The following is a 20746-nucleotide window of genomic DNA, read 5'->3' as shown; positions in this document are numbered from 1 at the left end:
TATTTCCTACCGTGGGATGTCGCAACCGACAACCACGACCCGGCCGCCACCCGCGGCCCATGAACCAGGAGCCCCCATGCGCGATGCACCGCACTCGTTTTCCACGCCCCTCTGGATTGGCTTGACCGCCTTGATCGGCGCCGCTGTTGGCGCAGGTTGCGCCGCCGACGCGCCCGATGCGCACGTCGCGCCCGATGCGACCAGCACGCCCATCCCCGCTCAAACGAGCGCGGCGCTCGATGCAACCGAATCCGCCAACCTCGACGTCGCCTCGAAGGTGGCCGACTTGGCCGCGGGGCGCTGCCCCACCGCGCGCATCTTTGCGCCCGGCGTGATCTCGACCCCCGCCAGCGAAGGCCGCCTCGTGCTCACGGCCGACGGCCAGACCGCCTATTTTCATCGCTTCCTCGCGAACGAAAATCGCCTCGTGGTCTTCGAGAGCCGCCGCGATCCGCGGCGCGATGTGTGGTCGGAGCCGGTGGCCGCCTCCTTCTCCAACACCGCCTTCAACGACTTCGACCCGTTCGTCACATTGGATGGAAAGTACATCTATTTCTCCTCCGACCGCCCCACCGACGGTGGCAGCACCGCCCGCCCGGACTGGGAGATCTGGCGCGCCCCCCGAACCCGCACCGGGTGGGGCGCGCCCGTGCACCTCGGCCCCGAGGTGAACACCCCGGACAACGAGCTCTTCCCGTCGACCACCGACGACGGCACCCTTTACTTCAACAGCGATCGCCAAGGCGGCTTTGGCGCATGGGACATCTACCACGCCCGCCGCAAAGGCTCCGGCTTCGAGCCCGCCGTCAATGCCGGGCCGGGGATCAACACCGCCAATTGGGAGTTCAACCCCATGCCCAGCCCCGACGGCCGCTTCATCTTCTTTGGCTCCATCGGCCGCACCGATAGCTTCGGCGGCGCCGATATCTACACGTCCGTCAAGCGCGACGGCCAATGGCTGCCCTCCAAGAACGCTGGCCCGTGCATCAACACCGCCCAGGAAGAGTTCCACCCGAGCTTTGCCTGGGCCCGCGGGAGCCTCCTCTTCGTTCGCTCCGCCACACCCGAAGACCAAGGCGACGCCTACGAGCTAACGTTCGGCCGTTGAACGCGGCGCCCCGGGCGCGCCGTTCAAGTGCGCGGCGTCCCGCGCGCGCCGTTCAAGTGCGCGGCGTCCCGCGCGCGCCGTTCAAGTGCGCGGCGTCCCGCGCGCGCCGTTCAAGTGCGCGGCGCCCCGTGCGCGCCGTTCAAATGCGCGGCGCCCCGCGCGCGCCGTTCATGTGCGCGGCGGCAGCGCCCACACCAAGTGAACCTGAGGCTTCGCGCCCGAGTAGTCATCGGATATTTCGAGCAACTCGGCCATCCGCGCCTGCCACGGAACATTGGCGGGATGCGTTTGCAGGTGGGCGCGCATCCGCGCGAAGTCCTCGCACTCGACGAGGTGAAAAAGATCGCGACCGCTGCGCCAGATCCGCCACGCATGCACGCCGGCATCGCGCAGCGCAGCGTCCAGATCGGACGGGATTTCAGCGTGAATTCGATCGTACTCCGCCTCTTTGCCGGGGCGGAGTCGGGTGTGCAGGGCAACGGTTTGCATGGGGGCAGGGTAGGCGATCTTCGTTGATCGTCGCCTCGTTTTGGCGCCTGGGTAGCCCTGGCCATCCGCCGCAGCAGCAACTGAGATGCGCAGCTCACGAGCCGACGCGATGCGCGCCTCGCGAGCCGACACGCGCGCCTACGCCACGCTGGACGCGCGCCCCGGATCGCAGAGGCGCGCGCTCACGGTCCAGAGCTTTTCGGCGACCGCCTCGTCTTGTGCGCGCAGCGCGGGCTCCACCAGACGGTATTTTTCGTAGTAGCCGCCGGTTTGGCCCTCCACCTCGAGGCTCACGGCCAAGTGCACCACCCGGTTTGCGCCCTCTTCGGGCGTGATCATGAACCGCTTGGCCACGGCCAGGAGCGGCTGCGCATACCAGGGAGCGTGGCTCCAGATTTGGGTCGCCACCGCCCCGGGGTGCAGGCTGTTGACGGTGACCCCCGCGTTCTCCAGCTCGAGCCTTCTGGCGAGCTCGCGCGTGAAGAGCACATTGGCCAGCTTGGACCGGTCGTACGCCCGCATGATGGCGTAGCCCGTCTCCATTTGCAGATCGTCGAAGTCGATGTCCCCGCGGCGATGCCCCGTGCTCGACACGTTCACGATGCGGGCGGGGGCCGCCGCCTTCAGAAGGTCGAGCAGTAGGTTGGTCAGTAGAAAGTAGCCCAAGTGGTTGACGGCAAAGGTCTGCTCCAGCCCGTCCACCGTGACCTGCCGCCGATCGCTGACCGAGCCGGCGTTGTTCACCAGGATGTCCAAGCGGTGGTGGGCCTTGCGGAAGTCGGCCGCCAGCTTGCGGATGGAGTCCTGCGACGCAAAGTCGCAGAGCATGGCGGTCACCTTGGTGGACGCTGCGCGCTGCGTCACGTCTTGGACGGCCAGGTCGAGCTTTTCGCGATGGCGTCCGACCATTACCACCGCCGCGCCGAGCCGCGCGAGCTTCACCGAGGCTTCGAGCCCGATGCCCGAATTGGCGCCCGTGACGAGGACGACCGCCTGCGTCTCGCGCGAGGCCGCGTCGCCCTGCGACCCTGCACGGGGGACTTTGTTCGCCAAGTCAGCCATGCGATAGAGTCTAGATCGCATGACTGCAATCAGTGAAGCCGCTGTGGCGCCCGCCGCACCGGCCCGGATGCCCCGGCAAATACCGTTCATCATCGCCAACGAGGGGTGCGAGCGCTTCAGTTTCTATGGGATGCGCAACATCCTCACCCCCTTCTTGGCCAGCACCCTCTTGCTGTATTTGCCGGAGTCCGAGCGCGCGGGGATGGCCAAAGAGGTCTTCCACAGCTTCGTGATCGGGGTGTACTTCTTCCCCCTGCTCGGCGGCTGGCTGTCGGATCGCTTCTTTGGCAAGTACCGAACGACGTTCTGGTTCAGTCTCATTTATTGCGCGGGCCACGCGTGCCTCGCGGTCTTCGACGACAATCGCCAGGGGTTTTACGCCGGCCTGTTCCTCATCGCGCTGGGCTCCGGCGGCATCAAGCCGCTGATCACCGCCTTCGTCGGCGACCAGTTCGATCAGTCGAACAAGCACCTCTCCAAGACCGTTTACGACGCCTTCTACTGGATCATCAACCTCGGCTCGTTCTTCGCGTCGTTCTCGATGCCGCTCTTCTTGCGCCACTACGGCGCCTCGGTGGCGTTCGGCATCCCCGGCATCTTGATGTTGGTGGCCACCCTCGTTCTATGGAGCGGGCGGCATCGTTACGTGATCGTCCCTCCGTCGCCGCCCGACCCCGACTCGGTCCTCAATGTCTCGCGCACCGCGCTGCTCGCGGCCAAGCCCGGGGAGTCGCGCCCGGGGCTGGTGCTGGCCGGCATCGGATCGGTGCTGGCCCTGGGGGCGCTGGCCATGATCCCGAGCCTCGGCTTCGTGGCGGCCTTCTGCTTGGCGCTGGTGATCGTGCTCGTCTTCTTCGGCGTCGGCACGTGGCAGCAGCTCGATCGCGCGGTGGGGAAGCACTCGCCGGAGGCGGTGGAGGCCGTGCGCGCGGTGCTTCGCGTGCTCATCATCTTCGCCTTGGTGACCCCGTTCTGGTCGCTGTTCGACCAAAAGGCGTCGACCTGGATCCTCCAGGCGAACAAGATGACCAAGCCCGAGTGGTTCGAGGCCGCGCAGATGCAGGCGATCAACCCCGCCTTGGTGATGCTCCTCATCCCCTTCAACCACGCGGTGACCTATCCGCTGCTCCGCCGCGCGGGCTACGAGCCCACGCCGCTGCGCAAGATGACCGCCGGCATCGTCTTCACGGGGCTGTCCTGGATCATCGTCGCCATCATGCAGATGGTCATCGACGGCGGCGCGCCCGTGTCGATCACCTGGCAGATCCTGCCTTACGCGGTGCTCACCTTCGGCGAGGTCCTGGTGTCGGCCACCGCCTACGAGTTCGCCTACAGCCAGGCGCCGAGCTCGATGAAGAGCGTCCTGATGGCGTTTTACCTGCTCTCGAACACCGTCGGCAACCTGTGGGTGCTCCTGGTCAACGCCAGCGTGAAGAACGACGCGGTGACCTCGCGCATCGCCGCCACGGGCGTGAGCGTCACCGCGTTCCAGATGTTCTTCTTCGCCGGCTTCGCCCTGGTGGTCGCGCTGATCTTCGGGCTCTACGCCCGCGGCTACAAGGTGGTCGATTACTACCGGAGCTAACCCTTCGAGATCTTCTTCTCCACGAAGAGCACGTGCCTTCGGGCGATGGGATCGTACTTTTTGATCTCCAGCTTGCCCTGGGTGGTGCGCTTGTTTTTGGTGGTCACGTAGGCGTAGCCGGTCCCGGCGGTGGAGACGAGTTGGATGGTGTCGCGCATGGCGGCGGGTATGTAACCGCACTCAAATAGTATTTGCAACTGAGATGCGTTTATGGGACGGTCGGCTCCCTTCGGAGGCGACATGGAGCGACTGCCCGTAACGGTTCTTTCTGGATTTCTCGGCGCCGGCAAGACGACCCTGCTCAACCACGTGCTCGGCCAGCGGGAAGGGCGGCGGGTGGCGGTGATCGTCAACGATATGAGCGAGGTGAACATCGACGCCCAGCTGGTGAAGATGGGCGGCTCCTCGCTCGATCGCACCGAGGAGAAGCTGGTGGAGATGACCAACGGGTGCATCTGCTGCACCTTGCGGGAGGATCTCCTGACCGAGGTCGCCCGCCTGGCGCGCGAGGGCCGGTTCGACAGCCTCCTCATCGAGTCCACGGGCATCTCGGAGCCCATGCCGGTGGCCGCCACCTTCTCCTTCCGCGACGCGAAGGGCTTCGCGCTGGCCGACATCGCCAAGCTCGACACCATGGTCACCGTGGTCGACGCCGTAAACTTCCTCCGCGAGTACACCTCGGAGGACGATCTCCGCGCCCGCGGCCTCGCCCTCGGAGACGACGACGAGCGCGGCCTCGGCGATCTCTTGGCCGATCAGGTCGAGTTCGCGAGCGTCCTGGTCATCACCAAAACGGATCGCGTGGAGCCGGACGAGGTGGCCCGGCTCGAGGCCCTCTTGCACCACTTGAACCCCGACGCGCGCATCGTTCGGGCGGCGCATGGGAAGGTCGCGCTGACCGACGTGCTCGACACGGGCTCGTTCGACGAGACCAAGGCGGCGACCTCCGCGGGGTGGGCGAAGGAGCTCGCGGGGGTCCACACCCCGGAGACCGAGGAGTACGGCATCAAGAGCTTCGTCTTTCGCGCGCGCCGCCCCTTCCACCCCGCGCGGCTGTACGAGTTTCTATGCGCCGAGCACGAAGGCTGGGCTGGGGTGCTCCGCTCGAAAGGCTTCTTTTGGCTGGCCACGCGCATGTCCGAGGTCGGATCGTGGTCGCAGGCCGGGGTCGCGTGCCAGACGGGCCGCGCGGGCTTCTGGTGGGCCGCCGCGCCGGAGTCGGATTGGCCCACCTCACCCGAGGCCCTCGCCGAGATCCGCGCCGATTGGCGCGCGCCGTTCGGCGATCGCCGTCAGGAGCTGGTGCTCATCGGCATGGATATGAACGAGCCATTGCTCCGCGCCGGTTTGGAGAGCTGCTTGCTCACCGACCTCGAGATGGCCTCGGGTGAGCCCGCGTGGAGCCGTCTTCCCGATCCATTTCCCCCGTGGACGAACGAGGATCTGGACGCAGAGAATCCGGCTGCCGCGCAGTCTTCGTGTGCAATTGCGGATTGATGATCCCCATCTCGTTTAAATAGGCATCACCGGCAAATTGAAATAAACTGGAAATTCCGCCCTGAGACCCGCGCCCGCGCGACTTTCGATCCGTACGGACAAAAGTCGAGTCGGGCCCGGGAGAGACGCTGAAATTTTCCACCCTTGCAGTTTGCGGGTTGCAGCTTGCAGGTCCATGGTTGTGCCTCCCGGCGACATGCGATGGGTTTCGATTTCACCGCGCGACCTTTGGCAACTTGTCGTTGTGGTGTTTAAATAGATCCAATGTATTGAAATCGAAGCGCACCATCCGGAGACGGCGCACTCGATTTCAATGGAATTATTCTCGTTCGGTGCCCCCCGACGACGCAATGAGACGGCTCGAAACTACGAGCAATCTCGCAAAATTGCGTCCTTCATTGTCTTACGCACGGCATGGAGGCGGGAGTACGCGGTTTGCAGCGGGCATCCGATCGAATGGGCCACTTCGGACATGGGGAGTCCTTCGAGATCGTGCAGGACGAAGACCTCGCGCTTGCTGTTGTCGAGTCTTCGCAAGGTCGCTTCGATGCAATCGAGCGTTTGGAGCACTTCGATTCGTTTGTCTTGACTTGCCGCGATATTCAGCTCGGGGCACTCCTCTCGGACCTCTTCGAAGCGAACGCGGGCCGATCGCCTGTACGTCGAAGCCGTTCGGGCGCAGATACCATAGATCCAGCTTCGCATGGGGGCACGCCCGTCGAAGTCCCGCAATTTGCGGTGGACCACGACGAAGACATCCTGGCAGACATCGTTACAATCCGAGCTGGACACGCCTAGCCGGCGCAGGACGCGTGTGACGTACGACTCGTAGGTTTCGAAGACGTTGTTGAAATCGACCGAAAACACCGACTTGTAAGGAGGTCGGGAGGCCGAATCTCCAACGGCCGAAGTAGCCCTGGCATATGTGACTTGGGGGCTACCTCGAGAATTATGAACGGTATTGTACAACCCAAATTTAGTGTTCATGGGCTTGGTGCAATCATTGAAAGAAAGTGGATCCGGCGATTTGCTCAGCTGGGTGGGCAACCAGTACGCGGGTGCGTAGGCAGTATTTCGCCGTGTTCGGGTCGCCTCTTTGTACGCCAAACTCGATTTAATTTCTTCATTAAAGTCGACGCGACTTACCGTTGACCCAGCATTTTAATTATCGCGTCGTGTGATTTGTTTCGAAGCGTCATCACGCGTTGCGTCTGCCGCGCGCGATGGATCGCACGAGCTCTTGGGGCTCCGGTGCCCGGTCGTGGGCCCGGTCGTGGGCGCCGTGCCACACCCATGCAACCGTCCTATGACCCGATCGAAAACGAAGCACGGCGGTCGTAAGGCCATGTTCATGCGCAAGCCTCTTTACCGCGATATCGGGCGTCGTGGCAACAAGCCTGCGGCCTGCGGGCAGCGCACCTTCTCCGTCGCCTTTCGCGCCGGCACCGTCGCCGGCGGCCGTATGCATATCGTGGGGTTTCTACGCCACGAGCGCGCGTTTCATCGCCGCGCTTCGAAATCTGGTCTGGATCGAAAAGAGAACGAAATCGCATTTGTAGCTGGGTCTCCGAAACCGATGCCTGCGCCGCCCGCGGAGAGCGGTCCCCTCCTGATGTCGTATCGCCTCGCGCGGCGATTCTCAGCCCTCGAGGCCACTTGCGCGAACGGAGGACGAGGGTCACCCGGGGGGCTACGCACGAAAGCACGTTCCGGTTTCAGTGCGATCGAGCTTTCCACGTTCGAGCCCGTGAAGCGAAGGTTTTGAACGTTGTTATCATTACTATCGAGTTCCCCATGAGTCGTGTGTGTGGCCGCGAGCGCGTGTGACGGATTTACGCGGGCCGTCGCAGGTGTCCCGAAATGAAACTCAATCGTCGACCCTCTATGAAAACCAGCCAATTTGCGCGCCTGCCGGCGAACATTTTTTGGGAACCCCGACAGGGGGTTCGCACTCATGGGTTCTAATGGTCTCGTGGATGCTTTGCGAGACTTCGGGACACGGTGTGCCAATCGATTGTCAATTCCGAAACCGCGTGACGGCGAAGCGTGCTGCCGCGCGCGGAGAATTCCCGCGCCGCGTCCGAGCGGCGACCGCTGCACGAAAGCTCGCGATTGCGCCGGGGTCTGCCGGCGATTTCCCATGTGCACGATCGTCGAAGGCGGCATGGCGGCGCGCGCAGAGGGCCGTGCAATAAAGCACTAGGGCACCGACCCGGGCAATTCGCGGGTTGATGAATCCTCGGTCCCTCGATCGGATCGGCGCCCTAACCGTGGACATGGAGGCGCGCGGCATGGTCTAACGCGCCGTACCCATGACCTCTTCACGTATTTCCCTCGTCATGTTGGCGCTCGCGGCCTGCAGCGATCCCTCGCAGGAGGAGCCCTTGGCCCCCGACGCTTCGCGGCCCGACGCTTCGGTGCACGACGCTTCGGCGTTCGACTCCGCTCCGCGTGATGCGCAAACGTCGGACGGGGCCATTGGCTGTCCGCCCGCACGCGATGGGCGATCGCTCGACCAATTGGTTCGCGCCATCGTCTCCAATATGATGACGAGTGCGGGGGCAGGCTCCAATGCATTAATGGTTCCGAGTGCGGCCGCGCGCGATGCGTTCGCCGACTCCGTGGTGGGCGCCCTCTCGGGGGATCTTCGAAAAGCGTGCAAATTACCGCCATCGTACCGCATCGTGGCCCTTCGCGACGGCGCCGACGACGTCCTGGTCGCGGCGGAGCTCGACCCATCGGGGGCGCCCGCACCAAAGACGTTTTGGGGCACCTATGCCGCGCGCAGTCCGGCTACTGGGACGCGCGCCATCGTCCTCGAGGCGCCGCATCCTCTGTTCGATACGAACACGGCGTACGAAGCTCGTGCCGTTTTCTCCGAGGCGCGCGGCGATTGGTTCCTCATGGCCGGCGCGCATCGATGCGCCAATGCCGAGAGCGCAGGGTGCGACGGCACCACTTCGGCCTGCGGGGGCAGCTCGGCGCCGTACCGGGTGTCGGACACGGCGCACGCCACTAAAACGCCATTTTTCGCCGTTCACCTGGCGCTCTCCACGAAGACCGACGATGCGTTCATTCAATTGCACGGCAATGCGCAAGCGTGCCCCGATGCATTGGTGAGCGATTCGTCGGGGCGCTATTCGGATGTCAGCACGAGCGCACGTTTGGCCGCCGCCATCGAGGCGCGCGGGCCATCGGTCGGTCGGTGCGGTTTGGATTATCCGAAGGCCGGGTGCAACCTCTGCGGTACGGACAATGTCGAGGCGCGTGCCACCGCCGGCGCGAGCGATGCGTGTACGGACAAGGGGTCGATGTTTGGTCGTTTTGTGCACATCGAACAGCTACCCTCGTTGCGTCAGGTGCCCGATGGCGGTGCGCCGAAAGGCTATCAGCCCGTCGTGGATGCGGTGAAGGCGACCTTTGCGGTGCGTTAGGCGCGCCGCGAACGCTTGACGTGGGTCCTTGCGCGCGCGGTGCCCTTCGTGGCGCGTGGGACGGTGGTCTTCGTGGTCGTTGCGGGCTTGGCGGCGTCCCGGCCCGTTTGCGCGGCGGGGCGCTTGGCGGTGGCTTTGGAGCGTTTGGCGGTGGCTTTCGGGTCTTGGGTGGCTTTGCGGGGCAGCGGGGTTGCTTCGCGGGACGAAGTGGTCTTGCGTCGGCGGGACGCTTGGGGGCCCGGGGTGGCATCGTCGGGTGGGGTGGAGTCGGCGGCGAGGACGCCGGCGAGCCATCCGTAGCGGCGGAGGTCGATGGTCCCGTCGTGGCCGAAGCGCACGCCTTCTTTTTCGAGGAGGGTGCGCTGCAGCCCGGGGTGCTCGCCGTCGGTGGAGATGCCGCCCTGGCCATTCACCACGCGCTGCCAAGGGAGCCCGCTCTCGGCGGGGGCCGCGCGAATGGCCCACCCGACGCCGACCGGTGTGAGGCGCCGATCGATCATGTTCGAGAGCTGCCCGTAGGTGACGACCTTGCCGCGCGGCACGCTCTGGATGATCTCCCAGACGCGCACGAAGGGCGGGGTTTCACGGGAGGCTTCGGGTGCTCCGGATTTTGGACGCGAGGGCTTTTTCGGTTTTCGAGTCGGGATCATGTGCGGCTGCCGCTACGCTTTTCGAGCATAGCCGAGACGACCTCGCGGTGGGCAGCCGTGGTGAAGCAATTCGGCTCCGCGAACTCCTCGGCGAGGATGGCGTGGGGCCACGCCATGTCGGCGGCGCCGCGCAGCAGCGGCTTGGTCATGCGCACCGCGTGCTCCGGCAAGGCGAGGATCTTGCGCACCCACCCGAACGCCGCCTCCTCCAGGGCCTCGGGCGCATGGGCGGCGTTGGCGAGCCCGAGCCGGACGGCATCTTCGCCGCTCAGGGGCTCGCCCGACACGAACAGCTCGAAGGCGCGCGCGTGCCCGAGCCTTCGCGTGAGCAGCCAGCTGATACCGACCTCGGGCACCAGCCCGATGCGGCCGAAGGCCGACACCAGCCGCGCGCGGGTGGAGACCAGGACCAAGTCGCACGCGAGCGCAAAGGAGAGGCCCACGCCGGCGGCCGGACCATCGACGGCGGCGATGAACGGTTTGTCCGACTGGGCGATCAGCCGCACGATGCCGCCGAACTGCGTGCGGATCCATCGCCAGAGGGCGGTGGTCCCGTCGTGGGTGGCGAGCAGCGGCCACGCGGTGTCGCGCATCAGACGGAGATCGCCGCCGGCGGAGAAGGCGCCGCCCTCGCCGGTGAGCACGATGGCGCGCACCGCGGGGTTGGCGATGGCGCGTTCCAGCTCGTCGCGCAGGCGCACGGTGAGGGGACCCGACAGCGCGTTGAGGCGCGCGGGATCGTGCATGCTCACGACGGCGCACCCCTCGAAGGGGTAGCTTACTCGGACCAGGCCGGCGCCGGCCGCGCGAAAGCCTTCGATCATGGTGTCGTATTCGGTGGCGGTGGTCATGGTTCGTTCTCCTCGTTCCGCTCGTTCTTGGTTTGGACGGACGCCCACGCGAGGTCGGCGAGCAGCGCGCGTGCGCGATGCATCTCGGTGCGAGACTCTTTCTCCAGCCAGTGGCGCGCGTAGGCGGCCGCGGGGCCGATGACGACGGCGATGAAGATGTCCATCGGCAGGTCCTGCAGGTCGCCCTTCGCGGCGAAGTGATCGATCGAGCGCCGCATGGCCGCGAAGCTCTCGCGGTTGGCCTCCGCGATCTCGGCCGCGACGGCGGCGATGGCCTCCGTGCGGCGCGCGTCGAACAGGAACCGCGCCGCGTCCGGCTCGGCCTCCACCCACTCCAAGTAGTGCAAGGTGATGCCGCGGATAAAGGCGCGCGCGGTGCGATGGCGGCTGGCGCGGGCCAAAAGATCGCTCTGGTAGCTCCGCAGGCGGTCGACATAGAGGGCGCCCACGATGGCGTCCTTGCTGGGGAAGACGTGGTAGACGCTGCCGGTGGTGGCGCCGGCGCGCTCGCGGATGTCGGCGATGGTGGTGGCCGCGATGCCGCGCTCGACGAAGCAGCGAAGCGCGGCGTCGAGGATCTCCGAGCGCCGATCGCGACGCGGCGAGGTCATGACTAGAACCTTGTTCTAGAATGACGTTCTAGTCAAGGTTCGACCAAGAGCGCGCTCGGGACGCGCGAGGCGCGCGCGACATGCCGGTCGAGCTCGCTCCAACTTTTTGCGACCTCGATTGAAATTAAGGACCGAAGGGCCGCGAAGGGAGAACGCGCCCACGCCGGTCGGCGTGAGGGCTGACCTTCAAGGAGACTTACGATGAACAGATGGCTCTGGACCATGACAGTGGCCGCAACGGTGAGCACTGCCCTCGGTTGTTCGGAGACGACCCCCGTGCGACCGGCCCACGCCGGCTCGGCGGATGCCCCTGTGAGCCTGTCGAGCGGAACCGCCGGTGGGGATTTTCACTATGAAAAAGCGATCGTGCCGCCCAAGTCCCTGGAGATCCGCGGAGTAAACGGCAACGTGCGTGCCCTTGGAACCCCGTCCGGCACCGTGGAGGTCCGCGCCACGAAAAAGGCGGAGCGAGGGGATCCGGCGAGCCAGCGCGTCGTGGTGGCCGAGCACGACGCGGGGGTGGTGATCTGCGCGCTCTCGGCCAACCAGCCCGACTCGGACTGCAAGCCGGCCGACGAATCGGACTACGCGCCCCGCGGCACCAACAGCAGCGGCGCCGACGTGAAGGTGGACTTCGAGGTGCGCGTCCCCGCGGGCGTCCCCTTCATCGCCCGCACCTTGAACGGTGACATCGAGGCGAAGGAAATGCGTGGCCAGGTGCGCTTGCTCACCTTGAACGGTGATGTCGACGTGTCGACCACGGGGCGGCTGGTGGCCAAGACCTTGAACGGCCGCATCGTGGCGCCGCTGGCGAGCGGGGTGAAGGTGCCGGTGCAGCTCGAGGCGGTCAATGGATCCATCGAGCTGCGGGCGCCCGAGGACGCCAGCTTCGACCTCAACGCCACCACGGTCAGCGGCCATATCGCTTCGGACTTTGCGATTCCGGCCGGTCGCGCGGGCGGCGGGCTCCCCGAGACGGTGTCGGCGAAGGTTGGAAGCGGCGGGGCGCGCGTGGCGCTCAAGACGGTGAGTGGCGACATCACCGTCAAGCGCCTCCGTTAGTGCTAGGGTCGCGGCTCCAACGAAGCATTTCGCGGGAGCCTTCATGCGACGCCGAGATTTCCTACTGGGTACGATGAGCGCATCGTTGGGTGGTGCGCTCGCGGCGTGCGCGGGCACCCCACCGCCCGCCGCCACGAGCGCGACCACCCTTCGAAAGAGCGACTCGGGCTCGAAGCCCAACCTGCTCGTCATCATCGTGGATCAAATGCGCGCGCCGGTGTGGTTCCGGCCGGGGACCTTGGAGGCGCGCGCGCCGCGCATGCACCAGCTCTTTTCGCGGTCGGTGCGCTTCATGTCGCACTACACGGCGGCCTCGATGTGCACCCCGTCGCGGGCCTCGATGCTCACGGGCCTCTACGCGCACCAGCATCGTCTGCTGCTCACGCGCAGCATCGTGACGAATCCTCCGCAGCCCGAGCTCCGCCCGGAGCTCCCCACGTGGGGCACGGCGCTCCGCCACTTCGGCTACGACACGTGGTGGTTCGGCAAATGGCACGAGTCGAACGTGCCCGAGCATTGCCCGGCAGACGCCTCCGGCGACGCGGGGGTGCTCGAAGCGTACGGCTTCAAAGGGACCACGTGCCCGGACATCATCGGCTCCAATGGCGAGGGGTTGAGCGCCGATGGCAGCATCACGGACCAGTTCGTGGCATGGCTCCGGCGCCGCGCGGGGCAGGCGGGCCAGGGCACCCAGGTAGGACCGTGGGCCACGACCATCAGCCTCATCAACCCGCACGACATCATGTATTACCCAAAGGAGACCGACACCATCGCGAGCTTTCGCAGCCCCCCCGTCGGCGAGGTCGATCTCCCGCCGAACTTCGAGACGCTGGCCCACCTCGAGGCCAACAAGCCCCGCCTGCACGCCGTGTACGCGCGCAACGCGAACAAGGCCTTCGGCGATCTGCCGCACGAGGGCGAGGCGGGCTCGCTCGCGTGGCGCCGCCTGCTCGCGCTGTATCTGGAGCTTCACGGCACCGTCGACCCGCAGATTGGCGCCGTGCTCGACGCGCTGGCGAGCTCGCCGTTCGCCAAGAACACGATGGTCGTGTTTACCGCCGATCACGGCGAGTACGGCGGCTCGCACGGTCTGCGCGGCAAAGGGGCCGCGGCCTACGAAGAGGGGATCCGCATCCCGCTGGCCGTGCACGATCCCACCGGGCGCCTGGCCAACGGCGTGGAGACACCGCGAACTGAGCTGACCTCCAGCGTCGATCTGCTCCCCATGCTGCTGACCCTCGCCCACGATGGAAAGACGTCGTGGCGGTCGCAGTACCCGTACCTCGCCGAGCGCCTCGACCTGATTCCGCTCTTGAAGAGCGCGAGCGCCCCCGGCCGCGAGCAGGTCCTTCATACGACCGACGAAAAGTTTCTGACCACGCCCGGCATCGTCAATCACGTGGTGGCGCTGCGGACCAAGCAGGCCAAGATCGGCCACTACAGCCTTTGGAACGCGGGGACCGTGGAGCCCGCGGCCGCCCAGGCGGAGCTCGAGCTCTACGACTACGGCACCCGCGAGGGCCAGCTGGAGACGGTGAGCGTCGCCGCGTCGAACACCGGGCTCCGCGACCAGATGAGCGCGCGCCTCGCGTCCCAAGGTTGGAAGGAGCTCCGCGCACCGCTGCCCGAGGCCCTTCGCGAGGCGCAACACCGCGCCATCTCCGACTACGTTGGGTTCTTGGCGCGGCCCCCGGCCCCGGCGCCAGTCGATACCAAATCGCACGGGTGACATTCCTTTCCGTCGGCTACCGCCGGCGGCCGGATCGCTCTAGAAAACGTCTGCGGCGGCACCTCTACGCGCGAATCACCGAGAATTGCCCGCGAAGCACCGAGGCAAATGGGCGCGAGGAGCCGTCCTTCCAGGAGACGATTTCAAGATGAGCACGTTCGGTCGATTCTCGCTGTTCGCCATCGGAGGCTTTTTCAGCGCGCTGCTCGCGGCCTGCGCATCCACCGCCGCGCAACCGTCCCAGGTTGGGACCACGGGGGCGGCGAAGGGGCCCGCGCACGCGGGGGTCCGTCTTTATGCGCTCGACTGCGGGCGCATCGCGATCACGGACATCGGCTCCTTCAGCGACGCGGGCAAGCCCCTCGGCAAACCCTTTATGATGAGCGATCCGTGCTTCTTGATCCGCCACCCGCGCGGCACGCTCCTATGGGATACGGGCCTTTCATGGTCCGTCGAACGAACCAAGGGCGGCGTGGCCAACCCCGTCGGGCGCGAGTTCATCGATGCGTCCTTGGTCGATCAATTGAAAGCCGTGTCGCTGAGCCCGGCGGACATCACCTATGTGGGCTTCTCCCATCTGCACCTCGATCACACGGGCAACGCAAACCTGTTCACCTCGTCGACGTGGCTCATGAACCGAAGCGAGCTGCAAGGTGCCCTTCGCACGCCCACGCCCGTCGGCATCGAGCCCGCCTCGTTTTCGAAGTACCGCGACGTTCGGATCGAGCTCCTCGATTCGGATCACGATGTGTTCGGCGATGGCCAAGTGCGCATTCTGCAAACGCCCGGGCACACCCCCGGGCATCAATCGCTGGTGGTGAAACTCGAGCGCGCGGGCACCGTCATCCTCTCGGGCGATCTGTCGCACACCCAAGAAAATTGGGAGCACCACGTCATCCCCGCCTTCAATCACGACCGCGACCAAAGCCGCGCCTCCATCGCACGCATCGAGGCCCTCGCCCGCGAAACGCACGCCCGGTTCATCGTTCAGCACGAGCCCCAGGCCTTCCGCGCGCTGCCCAAATTCCCCGCCTACCTCGAATGAGGTGACCTGGGAGGCGCCCTCCCTCACACCCCGCGAAGCACCGCCAAACGCCGCGCGATGAGCACCGCCAAGCGAAGGTCTCCGGCACCAAAACCAAAATGCGCCCGTTCCCCCTGGTGCCCCTAGCTTCCTCGCGGTTAACTCTCTTCTCCGTGACGGATCCCAGCGAGCTCCCACCGCGCCTGGTCCTGTTCGACGGCGTATGCGGCCTCTGCAATCACGCCGTCCAGCTCCTGGTCCGCGCCGATCGCCGTCGCATGCTTCGCTACGCACCGCTGCAGGGCGAAACGGCCGCCAAGCTGCGCGCGGTGCACCCCACCATTCCGAGCGGTCTCGACACCATCGTCTTCATCGATGCCGGCCGCGTCTATTTGCGCGCGCAGGGGATCTTGGCCATCGCCACCTACCTGGATTGGCCCTGGCGTGCCGCGCGCTTGCTGCGATGGATTCCACGCTTCGTCGCGGACGCCGCATATGGATGCATCGCGCATTTTCGCTATCGGCTGTTCGGCAAGTCGGACGTGTGCCGCCTCCCCGAGCCCCATGAGCGCGAGCTGTTTCTCCCCTGAGAATTGTCCGCGCGATCGGAACCTGTTTGGGCCGTTGACAAGTGGGGCCCTACCGCTGTTATGAGGGCATGTTTTATTCGCGCACCTTCGTGGTGGCAGCGCTGGCATTGGTTGCCATGGGCTGTCGGGAGAAGAAACAAAGCGACATCGCGCCGGCCGGGGAGGCCAAGGTGTCTTCCGCTGCACCAGCACCTGCACCTGCCGCAGGTGACACGATTTGGATCGGTCACGTTGGATCCATGTCGGGCAACGATGCAGCCTTCGGGCAAGCAACCGACAACGGCGCCAAGCTGGCCATTTCCGAGCAGAACGCGAAGAACGGCATCAAGGGCAAAAAGGTCGCCCTGAAGACGCTCGACGATCAAGGAAAGCCCGAGGAGGCCGCGGTGGCCGCCTCCCGGCTCATCACCCAGGATCACGTCTCGGTGCTCATCGGGGAGGTGGCGTCCTCCCGCTCGCTCGCCATGGCACCCATCGCGGACCAGAACCTCTTGCCGATGATCAGCGAAGGCTCGACCAACCCGCGGGTCACCAAGGACGGCGACAAGACGCGGCCGTACGTGTTTCGCGTTTGCTACATCGAGCCGTTTCAAGGAACGGTCATGGCGAAGTTCGTGCGCGAGAACCTGAAGCTCACCAAAGTGGCCATTCTGCGCGACGTTGGAAACGATTACGCGGTTGGGCTCGCTCAGTACTTCAAAACGACCTTTCAGAAGCTCGGTGGCGAGATCATCCTCGAGCAGAGCTTCAAATCGGGCGAAACGGATTTCAAAGCTCAGCTCACGGCCATCAAAGGGAAGAACCCCGATCTCATCTATCTGCCCGGGTACTACGGAGAGGTGGCGCTCATCGCGCGTCAGGCGCGGGAGCTCGGCATGAAGCAGCCCTTCGCCGGTGGCGACGGGTGGGACGCTGCGCCGCTGTATCAAATCGCCAAAGGAGCCCTCGACGGCTCGTACTTCTCGACGCACTTCAGCACGGAAGATCCGTCGCCGGTCGTGCAAGACTTCATCGCCAAGTACTCGAAGACCTACGGCAACACCCCCGAGGTGCTCGCCGCCCTCGGCTACGACGCGGCCAAGGTCGCCATCGATGCGCTGGAGCGCGCCAAGGAGCTCACGGGCCCCTCGATCCGCGAGGCCATGGAGCAAACGAAGGACTTCAAGACGGTGACCGGCAGCATCACCATCGACGCCGATCACAACCCGGTGAAGTCGTCGATGGTCCTGACGGTCAAAGAGAACAAGCCCAAGTACGTGGCCACCGTCGATCCGTGATCGCGGTCGCGTAGGTCGCGTGGGTCACATGCGTCACGTTCGCGCGTGCTCGGCGATCACCTCGCCGAGCGCCGCCATCGCAGCGCGCAGTTGTTCGTCCGACAGATACGGCGCAGGGCCAAACCGCAGGTATTCGCCGCGGCTGTCCGTAAGCACCCCGCGCGCCGCGAGCGCTCGCTGCAGCCCTTGCGCATCGAGCGCTCCCTCGGAGGGCGGCCGCACCCGCAACGAGAGAAACCCGCCGAACGCCTCGAGCGGCGCCTCGCGGTCGCGCGTGATCCATGTCTCCGGCACATTCAGCGCGTCGAAGTGCGCCGCCAGCTGCGCCACTTGGTGACGGTAACTCCGTTGCAAAATCTCCGGCTGGAGCCCGTGCTCCTGAAAGAACGCGAACACGCGGGCCGCGCGGTAATGGCTGGTCGGATCGTACGTGGACCCCGCAAAGCGCGCCGCGCCCCCGCCGTACCCGACCCGGCCCGGTTGCCGCTCCTCCGCCAGATCGGCGAACTCCGCGAACCACCCCGTCACCACGGGTCGCAAGGTCTGGGCGTGCGCAGGTAGCCGCAAAAAGCAGTTGCCCTCGCCCAGCTGCAAATACTTGTAGCCGCCGCCAACGACCCACGCCGACCCAAGCCCCAACGCGTGAAGCGATGTGGGGACGGGGCCCAGCGCGTGGTACGCGTCGGCGAGCAGCTCCACCCCGCGCCCCGCACACACCGCGGCGAGCTCGCGCAAACCCGGCACGATGCGCGATGTCTCGAACAGCACCGTGGAGACGAGCACCGCGCCGGTGCGATCGTCGATGGCCGCGGCGAGCCTCTCGGCCAAGGTGTCCGCCGGCGCGGTGGGAAGCGCGACCACCTCGATGCCTGCCTCGTCCAGCCGAGCGAGCTGCCGCCGCAAGGTGTGGAACTCACCTTGGGTGGTAACCAAACGCGGACGCCCGCGCAGATCCAGCGCCGAGAGAAAACGAATCACGAGCTCATGGGTGCTCGAGCCCAGCGCGATTTCGCCCTGCGGATCGCCGAGCAGCCGGCGAAAGCCGGCGCGCACCTCGTCCGCTTTGGCGAAGGCGCGCCCCCATTTTTCGTCCACGTCGTGCGCCGCGTCGTGGAAGGCCTCGATTTGACCTTCCAGCGCCACATCGGGCCACGCCTGATGCGAGTGCCCCGACAGCAAGAGCCGCTCGCCCACTCGAAACTTCGCGTAGTGCCCGGCGAGCGCGTTGGGCGCCCGCCGAAGCGATTCGAGAAATGCATCGTTGCTGTCCGAGTCTCTCGTCGTGCTCACCCCTACCGTTCTAAACCAGGCGCACGAAGCACACCCTCAAATTCTCCTCCCCATTTCTCATCTTCTCGCGTGCGAAGCACGCATCGCCACAGGCGAGGGGAGGCTCGAAATCGACGGTTTCGAGGGGGCGCAGCCCCACAAAACTCACCACCCCAACCAAGAGTCTTCGAGCGAGATGGTGCGATCCGGTGGTTCGCGAACGAGGGCGCCATCGGAGCCAATCTTGTAGATCGACTCCGTCGACTGAGGCCGGTGATCCTTGGGGGTGAAGGACAATTTGTCGGTGAGCCCGCCCGTATCGACCCCATTGAACGCCTCCAGCGCCGCCTTGAGGTTCTCGCCCGTCACGGGTTTTCGCTGCGCCACCACCGCCTCGACCCCCAGCTTGAACAGCATGGCGTTCACATGGCCTTGCACATAGCGAACGTTGCGATGGGTGGGGCCCGGCGCGCCGGCCTCGGCATCGTCAATCGCCCTCCACTTGTCATTTAGCTCCGTGAGCTTGCCCATCTCGACCGAACCGCGGCTGGTGTCGCCGTAGGGCAAATAGGGGACGATGCCGTGCACGTTGTTGACGCAAGACTGCCCGCAGGACGCGAACAGGTCCTCGCTGAAGCCATTGTTGTTGAGAATGAGCTGCACGTCGGGGACGGGCGGGTTCGATGTCGCGAGCTGTTGCTTCATGTAGGCAATGGCGATGGCCATCTGCGCGCTGGTGCTCGTGGTGTTGCCGCCCCACACCCAGTCCACGATGGAGTAGTTTGCGTCCTCGAGCTTCTTGTGATTGACCTCCTGCTGGAAGTACTGGAGCACCGCGGCGTTGTACGCAGTTTGGTTTTGCCCGCTTTGCTCGAGGGTGAGCACCCGCCCGATCTCCAAGCCAAGCCTCTTTGCGTGCACCCGGGCGGCTTGCCCAGGGCCGGTGCAGTAGGCATCGCTGCAGAGGAAGAACCCGACCCTCTTTCCGGCCAGGGCCTTGATGTGGAACATCGCGATGCGCGCGCCCGTGGAGTAGTCGGTGAACGCGAAGAAGTTGTACGGGTAGCCGATGCTCTTGAACTCCGCCGAAAAGGCGATTTCCTGGAAGTTCGCGTTGATCTCCGGGATGGAAACGGCGAGCGAGACGGGCTCGGGCGAGGCGAGGGAGGCGTGCTGCCCGCCAAACAGCGGTTTTTGATCGGCTTTGACTTGGTCGGCCAGACCCAGGGTATCCGGGGTGCCGTAGCCGAAGAGGGCGACCACGCGCGGCCACGAGGGATCGGCCTTCCAGCTCTCGTACGCCGCGCGCGCGAGGTCTTGTTTGTATTGGTAGTCGACGTGCTGAAAGTTGATGCGGCACCCTTTGATGCCGCCTTTCTCGTTCAGCTCCCGAAAGTAGTCCTCTTCGCCGGCGAGGTAGGGCGCGCCGAGCGTCCTGGTCGGCCCGCTCAGGTCGATGAGGATGCGCACCTCGAGGGTGCCGGTGCAGGTCGCAAGGCTGTCGCCGCCGTCTTGCCCGCCGCCCTGAACGTAGCGGTCCGATGGAATGTCGAGGATGTTGGCGCACGCTGCCAAGCTGCCCGCGCCGATCATCGCTGCGAGGCTCCACTTGATGGGTCGTATCATCGCCACACTCCACCAATCGTGATCCCGGCCACCTGAGGCCCGAGCCGCGGCGATACGTGGATCGATCCCACCTTCTTCTCGCTGGGCGGCGCCAGCACGTAAAGGAGGATGCCGCCCGCGACGGCCACGCCCCCCGCGATGAAGCCCACGGTGGAGAAGGTGGCCGCCCGGCGCGCGTCGTCCGTGAGGTTGATCGCCTCGGGCGAGTTGCACACGGAGCCGGTGCAGAGCTTCGCCGCGTCGTCGTTCTTCGACTTGGCGATGAGGCCGAACACCGCCCCCGCCCCGAGCAGCGCGATCCCGACCCCGCCCGTGGCGATGCCCGCGATGCGCATGGTCGAGCGCAGGTTTTCGTTCCGATCGGCCTCCGCCGAAGGCTGCTGCGTGCCCACGGGCGTCACCACGATCGACGATTGCCCGGAGCCCGCCGGCGCGCCCGCGGGCGTGCTCAGCGCGGGGCCGTTGCGGCGGATGGCATCGTCTTCTTCTTTGAGCGCGCCGAGCCGCTCGTTCGCCTTCTTGACGAGGTCGGGCTCGGTCTGCGGGAGATGCAAATACCGCCTGTAGTAGTCGCCGGCGAGGTCACGTTCGTGGAGCTTGCGATCGTAGATATTGGCGATGTTGTAGAGGTTCCGGCCGTCTGCCGAGATTTGATACGCCCGTTGATACGCTGCGATGGCCTTCGGGAAGTCGCCTTTCTGGACCAGCGCGAACGCTTCCTCCGCCCAGTCGTCGGCCGATTTCGGCTTGTCCTCGGCGAATGCGGCCACGGGGAAGGCAAGTACGAGACACAGAGCAAAGAAGGCCGACTGCAACTTCGCCATGGGAGTTTCCTTTCGCGCTGGGAACGGGTGCGCTGCTCTTCGGGCCTCCCTCGCGGGA

General features: G+C 65.7%; 19 protein-coding genes. 9 read left to right on the top strand and 10 right to left on the bottom strand.

Features of this window, described 5'->3' with window-relative positions:
• Positions 1 to 76 precede the first annotated feature (76 nt).
• Entirely contained in the window at positions 77 to 1108 is a 1032-nt protein-coding gene (locus tag LZC94_29360; protein ID WXB11952.1) for a hypothetical protein, read from the top strand.
• A 168-nt stretch (positions 1109 to 1276) separates the two neighbouring features.
• Here LZC94_29360 and LZC94_29355 read toward each other — a convergent pair whose 3' ends face one another.
• Together LZC94_29355 and LZC94_29350 are read right to left on the bottom strand one after the other, a co-directional pair.
• On the bottom strand, positions 1277 to 1597 hold the full coding sequence (locus LZC94_29355; GenBank protein ID WXB11951.1) for an L-rhamnose mutarotase: 321 nt from the start codon (positions 1595 to 1597) through the stop codon (positions 1277 to 1279).
• 138 nt (positions 1598 to 1735) lie between these two features.
• Positions 1736 to 2659 carry an SDR family oxidoreductase gene (locus LZC94_29350; GenBank protein WXB11950.1) on the bottom strand — a complete coding sequence of 308 codons (924 nt, stop codon included), beginning with the start codon at positions 2657 to 2659 and terminating at the stop codon, positions 1736 to 1738.
• A gap of 19 nt (positions 2660 to 2678) precedes the next feature.
• On the opposite strand from LZC94_29350, the gene LZC94_29345 reads away from it, so the two are divergent.
• On the top strand, positions 2679 to 4244 hold the full coding sequence (locus LZC94_29345) for an oligopeptide:H+ symporter (GenBank protein WXB11949.1): 1566 nt from the start codon (positions 2679 to 2681) through the stop codon (positions 4242 to 4244).
• Here the strand turns inward: LZC94_29345 and rpmG are convergent.
• On the bottom strand, positions 4241 to 4402 hold the full coding sequence (gene rpmG, locus LZC94_29340; GenBank protein ID WXB11948.1) for a 50S ribosomal protein L33: 162 nt from the start codon (positions 4400 to 4402) through the stop codon (positions 4241 to 4243). The two genes, LZC94_29345 and rpmG, sit on opposite strands and share 4 nt — an antisense overlap.
• An 82-nt stretch (positions 4403 to 4484) precedes the next feature.
• On the opposite strand from rpmG, the gene zigA reads away from it, so the two are divergent.
• Positions 4485 to 5741: a zinc metallochaperone GTPase ZigA gene (gene zigA / locus LZC94_29335; protein WXB11947.1), complete on the top strand. Its 1257-nt coding sequence runs from the start codon at positions 4485 to 4487 to the stop codon at positions 5739 to 5741.
• Between the two features lie 366 nt (positions 5742 to 6107).
• Here the strand turns inward: zigA and LZC94_29330 are convergent, their stop codons facing one another.
• Complete coding sequence (locus LZC94_29330) at positions 6108 to 6728, bottom strand: RNA polymerase sigma factor (protein ID WXB20263.1); 621 nt, start codon at positions 6726 to 6728, stop codon at positions 6108 to 6110.
• A gap of 1325 nt (positions 6729 to 8053) precedes the next feature.
• On the opposite strand from LZC94_29330, the gene LZC94_29325 reads away from it, so the two are divergent.
• Entirely contained in the window at positions 8054 to 9175 is a 1122-nt protein-coding gene (locus tag LZC94_29325; protein ID WXB11946.1) for a hypothetical protein, read from the top strand.
• Here the strand turns inward: LZC94_29325 and LZC94_29320 are convergent.
• From LZC94_29320 to LZC94_29310, 3 genes are read right to left on the bottom strand one after another with little or no spacing between them, the layout of a single operon-like run.
• Positions 9172 to 9825: an MGMT family protein gene (locus tag LZC94_29320; GenBank protein ID WXB11945.1), complete on the bottom strand. Its 654-nt coding sequence runs from the start codon at positions 9823 to 9825 to the stop codon at positions 9172 to 9174. The genes LZC94_29325 and LZC94_29320 overlap by 4 nt on opposite strands.
• The gene (locus LZC94_29315) at positions 9822 to 10676 is read right to left on the bottom strand and encodes an enoyl-CoA hydratase-related protein (GenBank protein WXB11944.1); all 855 of its coding nucleotides are present in this window, start codon (positions 10674 to 10676) and stop codon (positions 9822 to 9824) included. The genes LZC94_29320 and LZC94_29315 overlap by 4 nt, the downstream gene beginning before the upstream one ends.
• Positions 10673 to 11287 carry a TetR/AcrR family transcriptional regulator gene (locus LZC94_29310; protein WXB11943.1) on the bottom strand — a complete coding sequence of 205 codons (615 nt, stop codon included), beginning with the start codon at positions 11285 to 11287 and terminating at the stop codon, positions 10673 to 10675. The genes LZC94_29315 and LZC94_29310 overlap by 4 nt, the downstream gene beginning before the upstream one ends.
• A gap of 201 nt (positions 11288 to 11488) precedes the next feature.
• On the opposite strand from LZC94_29310, the gene LZC94_29305 reads away from it, so the two are divergent.
• The 5 genes from LZC94_29305 (at position 11489) to LZC94_29285 (ending at position 16969) form a co-directional block, all read left to right on the top strand.
• Complete coding sequence (locus LZC94_29305; GenBank protein ID WXB11942.1) at positions 11489 to 12349, top strand: DUF4097 domain-containing protein; 861 nt, start codon at positions 11489 to 11491, stop codon at positions 12347 to 12349.
• A 73-nt stretch (positions 12350 to 12422) separates the two neighbouring features.
• Positions 12423 to 14078, top strand: a complete 1656-nt coding sequence (locus LZC94_29300; GenBank protein WXB11941.1) for a sulfatase-like hydrolase/transferase — start codon at positions 12423 to 12425, stop codon at positions 14076 to 14078.
• Between the two features lie 148 nt (positions 14079 to 14226).
• On the top strand, positions 14227 to 15123 hold the full coding sequence (locus LZC94_29295) for an N-acyl homoserine lactonase family protein (protein WXB11940.1): 897 nt from the start codon (positions 14227 to 14229) through the stop codon (positions 15121 to 15123).
• A gap of 152 nt (positions 15124 to 15275) precedes the next feature.
• Positions 15276 to 15692 (top strand): DCC1-like thiol-disulfide oxidoreductase family protein, encoded by a 417-nt coding sequence (locus tag LZC94_29290; protein ID WXB11939.1) that lies wholly within the window; start codon positions 15276 to 15278, stop codon positions 15690 to 15692.
• A gap of 68 nt (positions 15693 to 15760) precedes the next feature.
• Positions 15761 to 16969, top strand: coding sequence for an ABC transporter substrate-binding protein (locus LZC94_29285; GenBank protein WXB11938.1), 1209 nt, complete (start codon positions 15761 to 15763; stop codon positions 16967 to 16969).
• Between the two features lie 33 nt (positions 16970 to 17002).
• Here the strand turns inward: LZC94_29285 and LZC94_29280 are convergent, their stop codons facing one another.
• The 3 genes from LZC94_29280 to LZC94_29270 all read right to left on the bottom strand — a co-directional run bounded on the left by LZC94_29280 (position 17003) and on the right by LZC94_29270 (position 20688).
• Positions 17003 to 18259 carry a kynureninase gene (locus LZC94_29280; GenBank protein ID WXB11937.1) on the bottom strand — a complete coding sequence of 419 codons (1257 nt, stop codon included), beginning with the start codon at positions 18257 to 18259 and terminating at the stop codon, positions 17003 to 17005.
• Positions 18260 to 18403: 144 nt separating this feature from the next.
• Entirely contained in the window at positions 18404 to 19864 is a 1461-nt protein-coding gene (locus tag LZC94_29275; GenBank protein WXB11936.1) for an ABC transporter substrate-binding protein, read from the bottom strand.
• Positions 19861 to 20688 (bottom strand): tetratricopeptide repeat protein, encoded by an 828-nt coding sequence (locus tag LZC94_29270; protein WXB11935.1) that lies wholly within the window; start codon positions 20686 to 20688, stop codon positions 19861 to 19863. Before LZC94_29270 ends, LZC94_29275 begins: the two co-directional genes overlap by 4 nt.
• Positions 20689 to 20746: the final 58 nt, after the last annotated feature.

The sequence above is a fragment of the Sorangiineae bacterium MSr11954 genome (assembly GCA_037157815.1).
GTDB lineage: Bacteria > Myxococcota_A > Polyangia > Polyangiales > Polyangiaceae > Pendulispora > Pendulispora albinea.
Note: the sequence above shows the minus strand (reverse complement) of the source record. Positions and strands in the feature narration are given on the sequence as shown.

Excerpts from the sequence above, each read along its gene's own strand:
- LZC94_29330 (WXB20263.1), bottom strand. The coding sequence starts at position 6,728 with ATGAACACTAAATTTGGGTTGTACAATACCGTTCATAATTCTCGAGGT.
- LZC94_29320 (WXB11945.1), bottom strand. The coding sequence starts at position 9,825 with ATGATCCCGACTCGAAAACCGAAAAAGCCCTCGCGTCCAAAATCCGGA.
- LZC94_29270 (WXB11935.1), bottom strand. The coding sequence starts at position 20,688 with ATGGCGAAGTTGCAGTCGGCCTTCTTTGCTCTGTGTCTCGTACTTGCC.
- rpmG (WXB11948.1), bottom strand. The coding sequence starts at position 4,402 with ATGCGCGACACCATCCAACTCGTCTCCACCGCCGGGACCGGCTACGCC.
- LZC94_29315 (WXB11944.1), bottom strand. The coding sequence starts at position 10,676 with ATGACCACCGCCACCGAATACGACACCATGATCGAAGGCTTTCGCGCG.
- LZC94_29295 (WXB11940.1), top strand. The coding sequence starts at position 14,227 with ATGAGCACGTTCGGTCGATTCTCGCTGTTCGCCATCGGAGGCTTTTTC.
- LZC94_29285 (WXB11938.1), top strand. The coding sequence starts at position 15,761 with ATGTTTTATTCGCGCACCTTCGTGGTGGCAGCGCTGGCATTGGTTGCC.
- LZC94_29275 (WXB11936.1), bottom strand. The coding sequence starts at position 19,864 with ATGATACGACCCATCAAGTGGAGCCTCGCAGCGATGATCGGCGCGGGC.
- LZC94_29300 (WXB11941.1), top strand. The coding sequence starts at position 12,423 with ATGAGCGCATCGTTGGGTGGTGCGCTCGCGGCGTGCGCGGGCACCCCA.
- LZC94_29305 (WXB11942.1), top strand. The coding sequence starts at position 11,489 with ATGAACAGATGGCTCTGGACCATGACAGTGGCCGCAACGGTGAGCACT.
- LZC94_29345 (WXB11949.1), top strand. The coding sequence starts at position 2,679 with ATGACTGCAATCAGTGAAGCCGCTGTGGCGCCCGCCGCACCGGCCCGG.
- LZC94_29350 (WXB11950.1), bottom strand. The coding sequence starts at position 2,659 with ATGGCTGACTTGGCGAACAAAGTCCCCCGTGCAGGGTCGCAGGGCGAC.
- LZC94_29310 (WXB11943.1), bottom strand. The coding sequence starts at position 11,287 with ATGACCTCGCCGCGTCGCGATCGGCGCTCGGAGATCCTCGACGCCGCG.
- zigA (WXB11947.1), top strand. The coding sequence starts at position 4,485 with ATGGAGCGACTGCCCGTAACGGTTCTTTCTGGATTTCTCGGCGCCGGC.
- LZC94_29355 (WXB11951.1), bottom strand. The coding sequence starts at position 1,597 with ATGCAAACCGTTGCCCTGCACACCCGACTCCGCCCCGGCAAAGAGGCG.
- LZC94_29325 (WXB11946.1), top strand. The coding sequence starts at position 8,054 with ATGACCTCTTCACGTATTTCCCTCGTCATGTTGGCGCTCGCGGCCTGC.
- LZC94_29360 (WXB11952.1), top strand. The coding sequence starts at position 77 with ATGCGCGATGCACCGCACTCGTTTTCCACGCCCCTCTGGATTGGCTTG.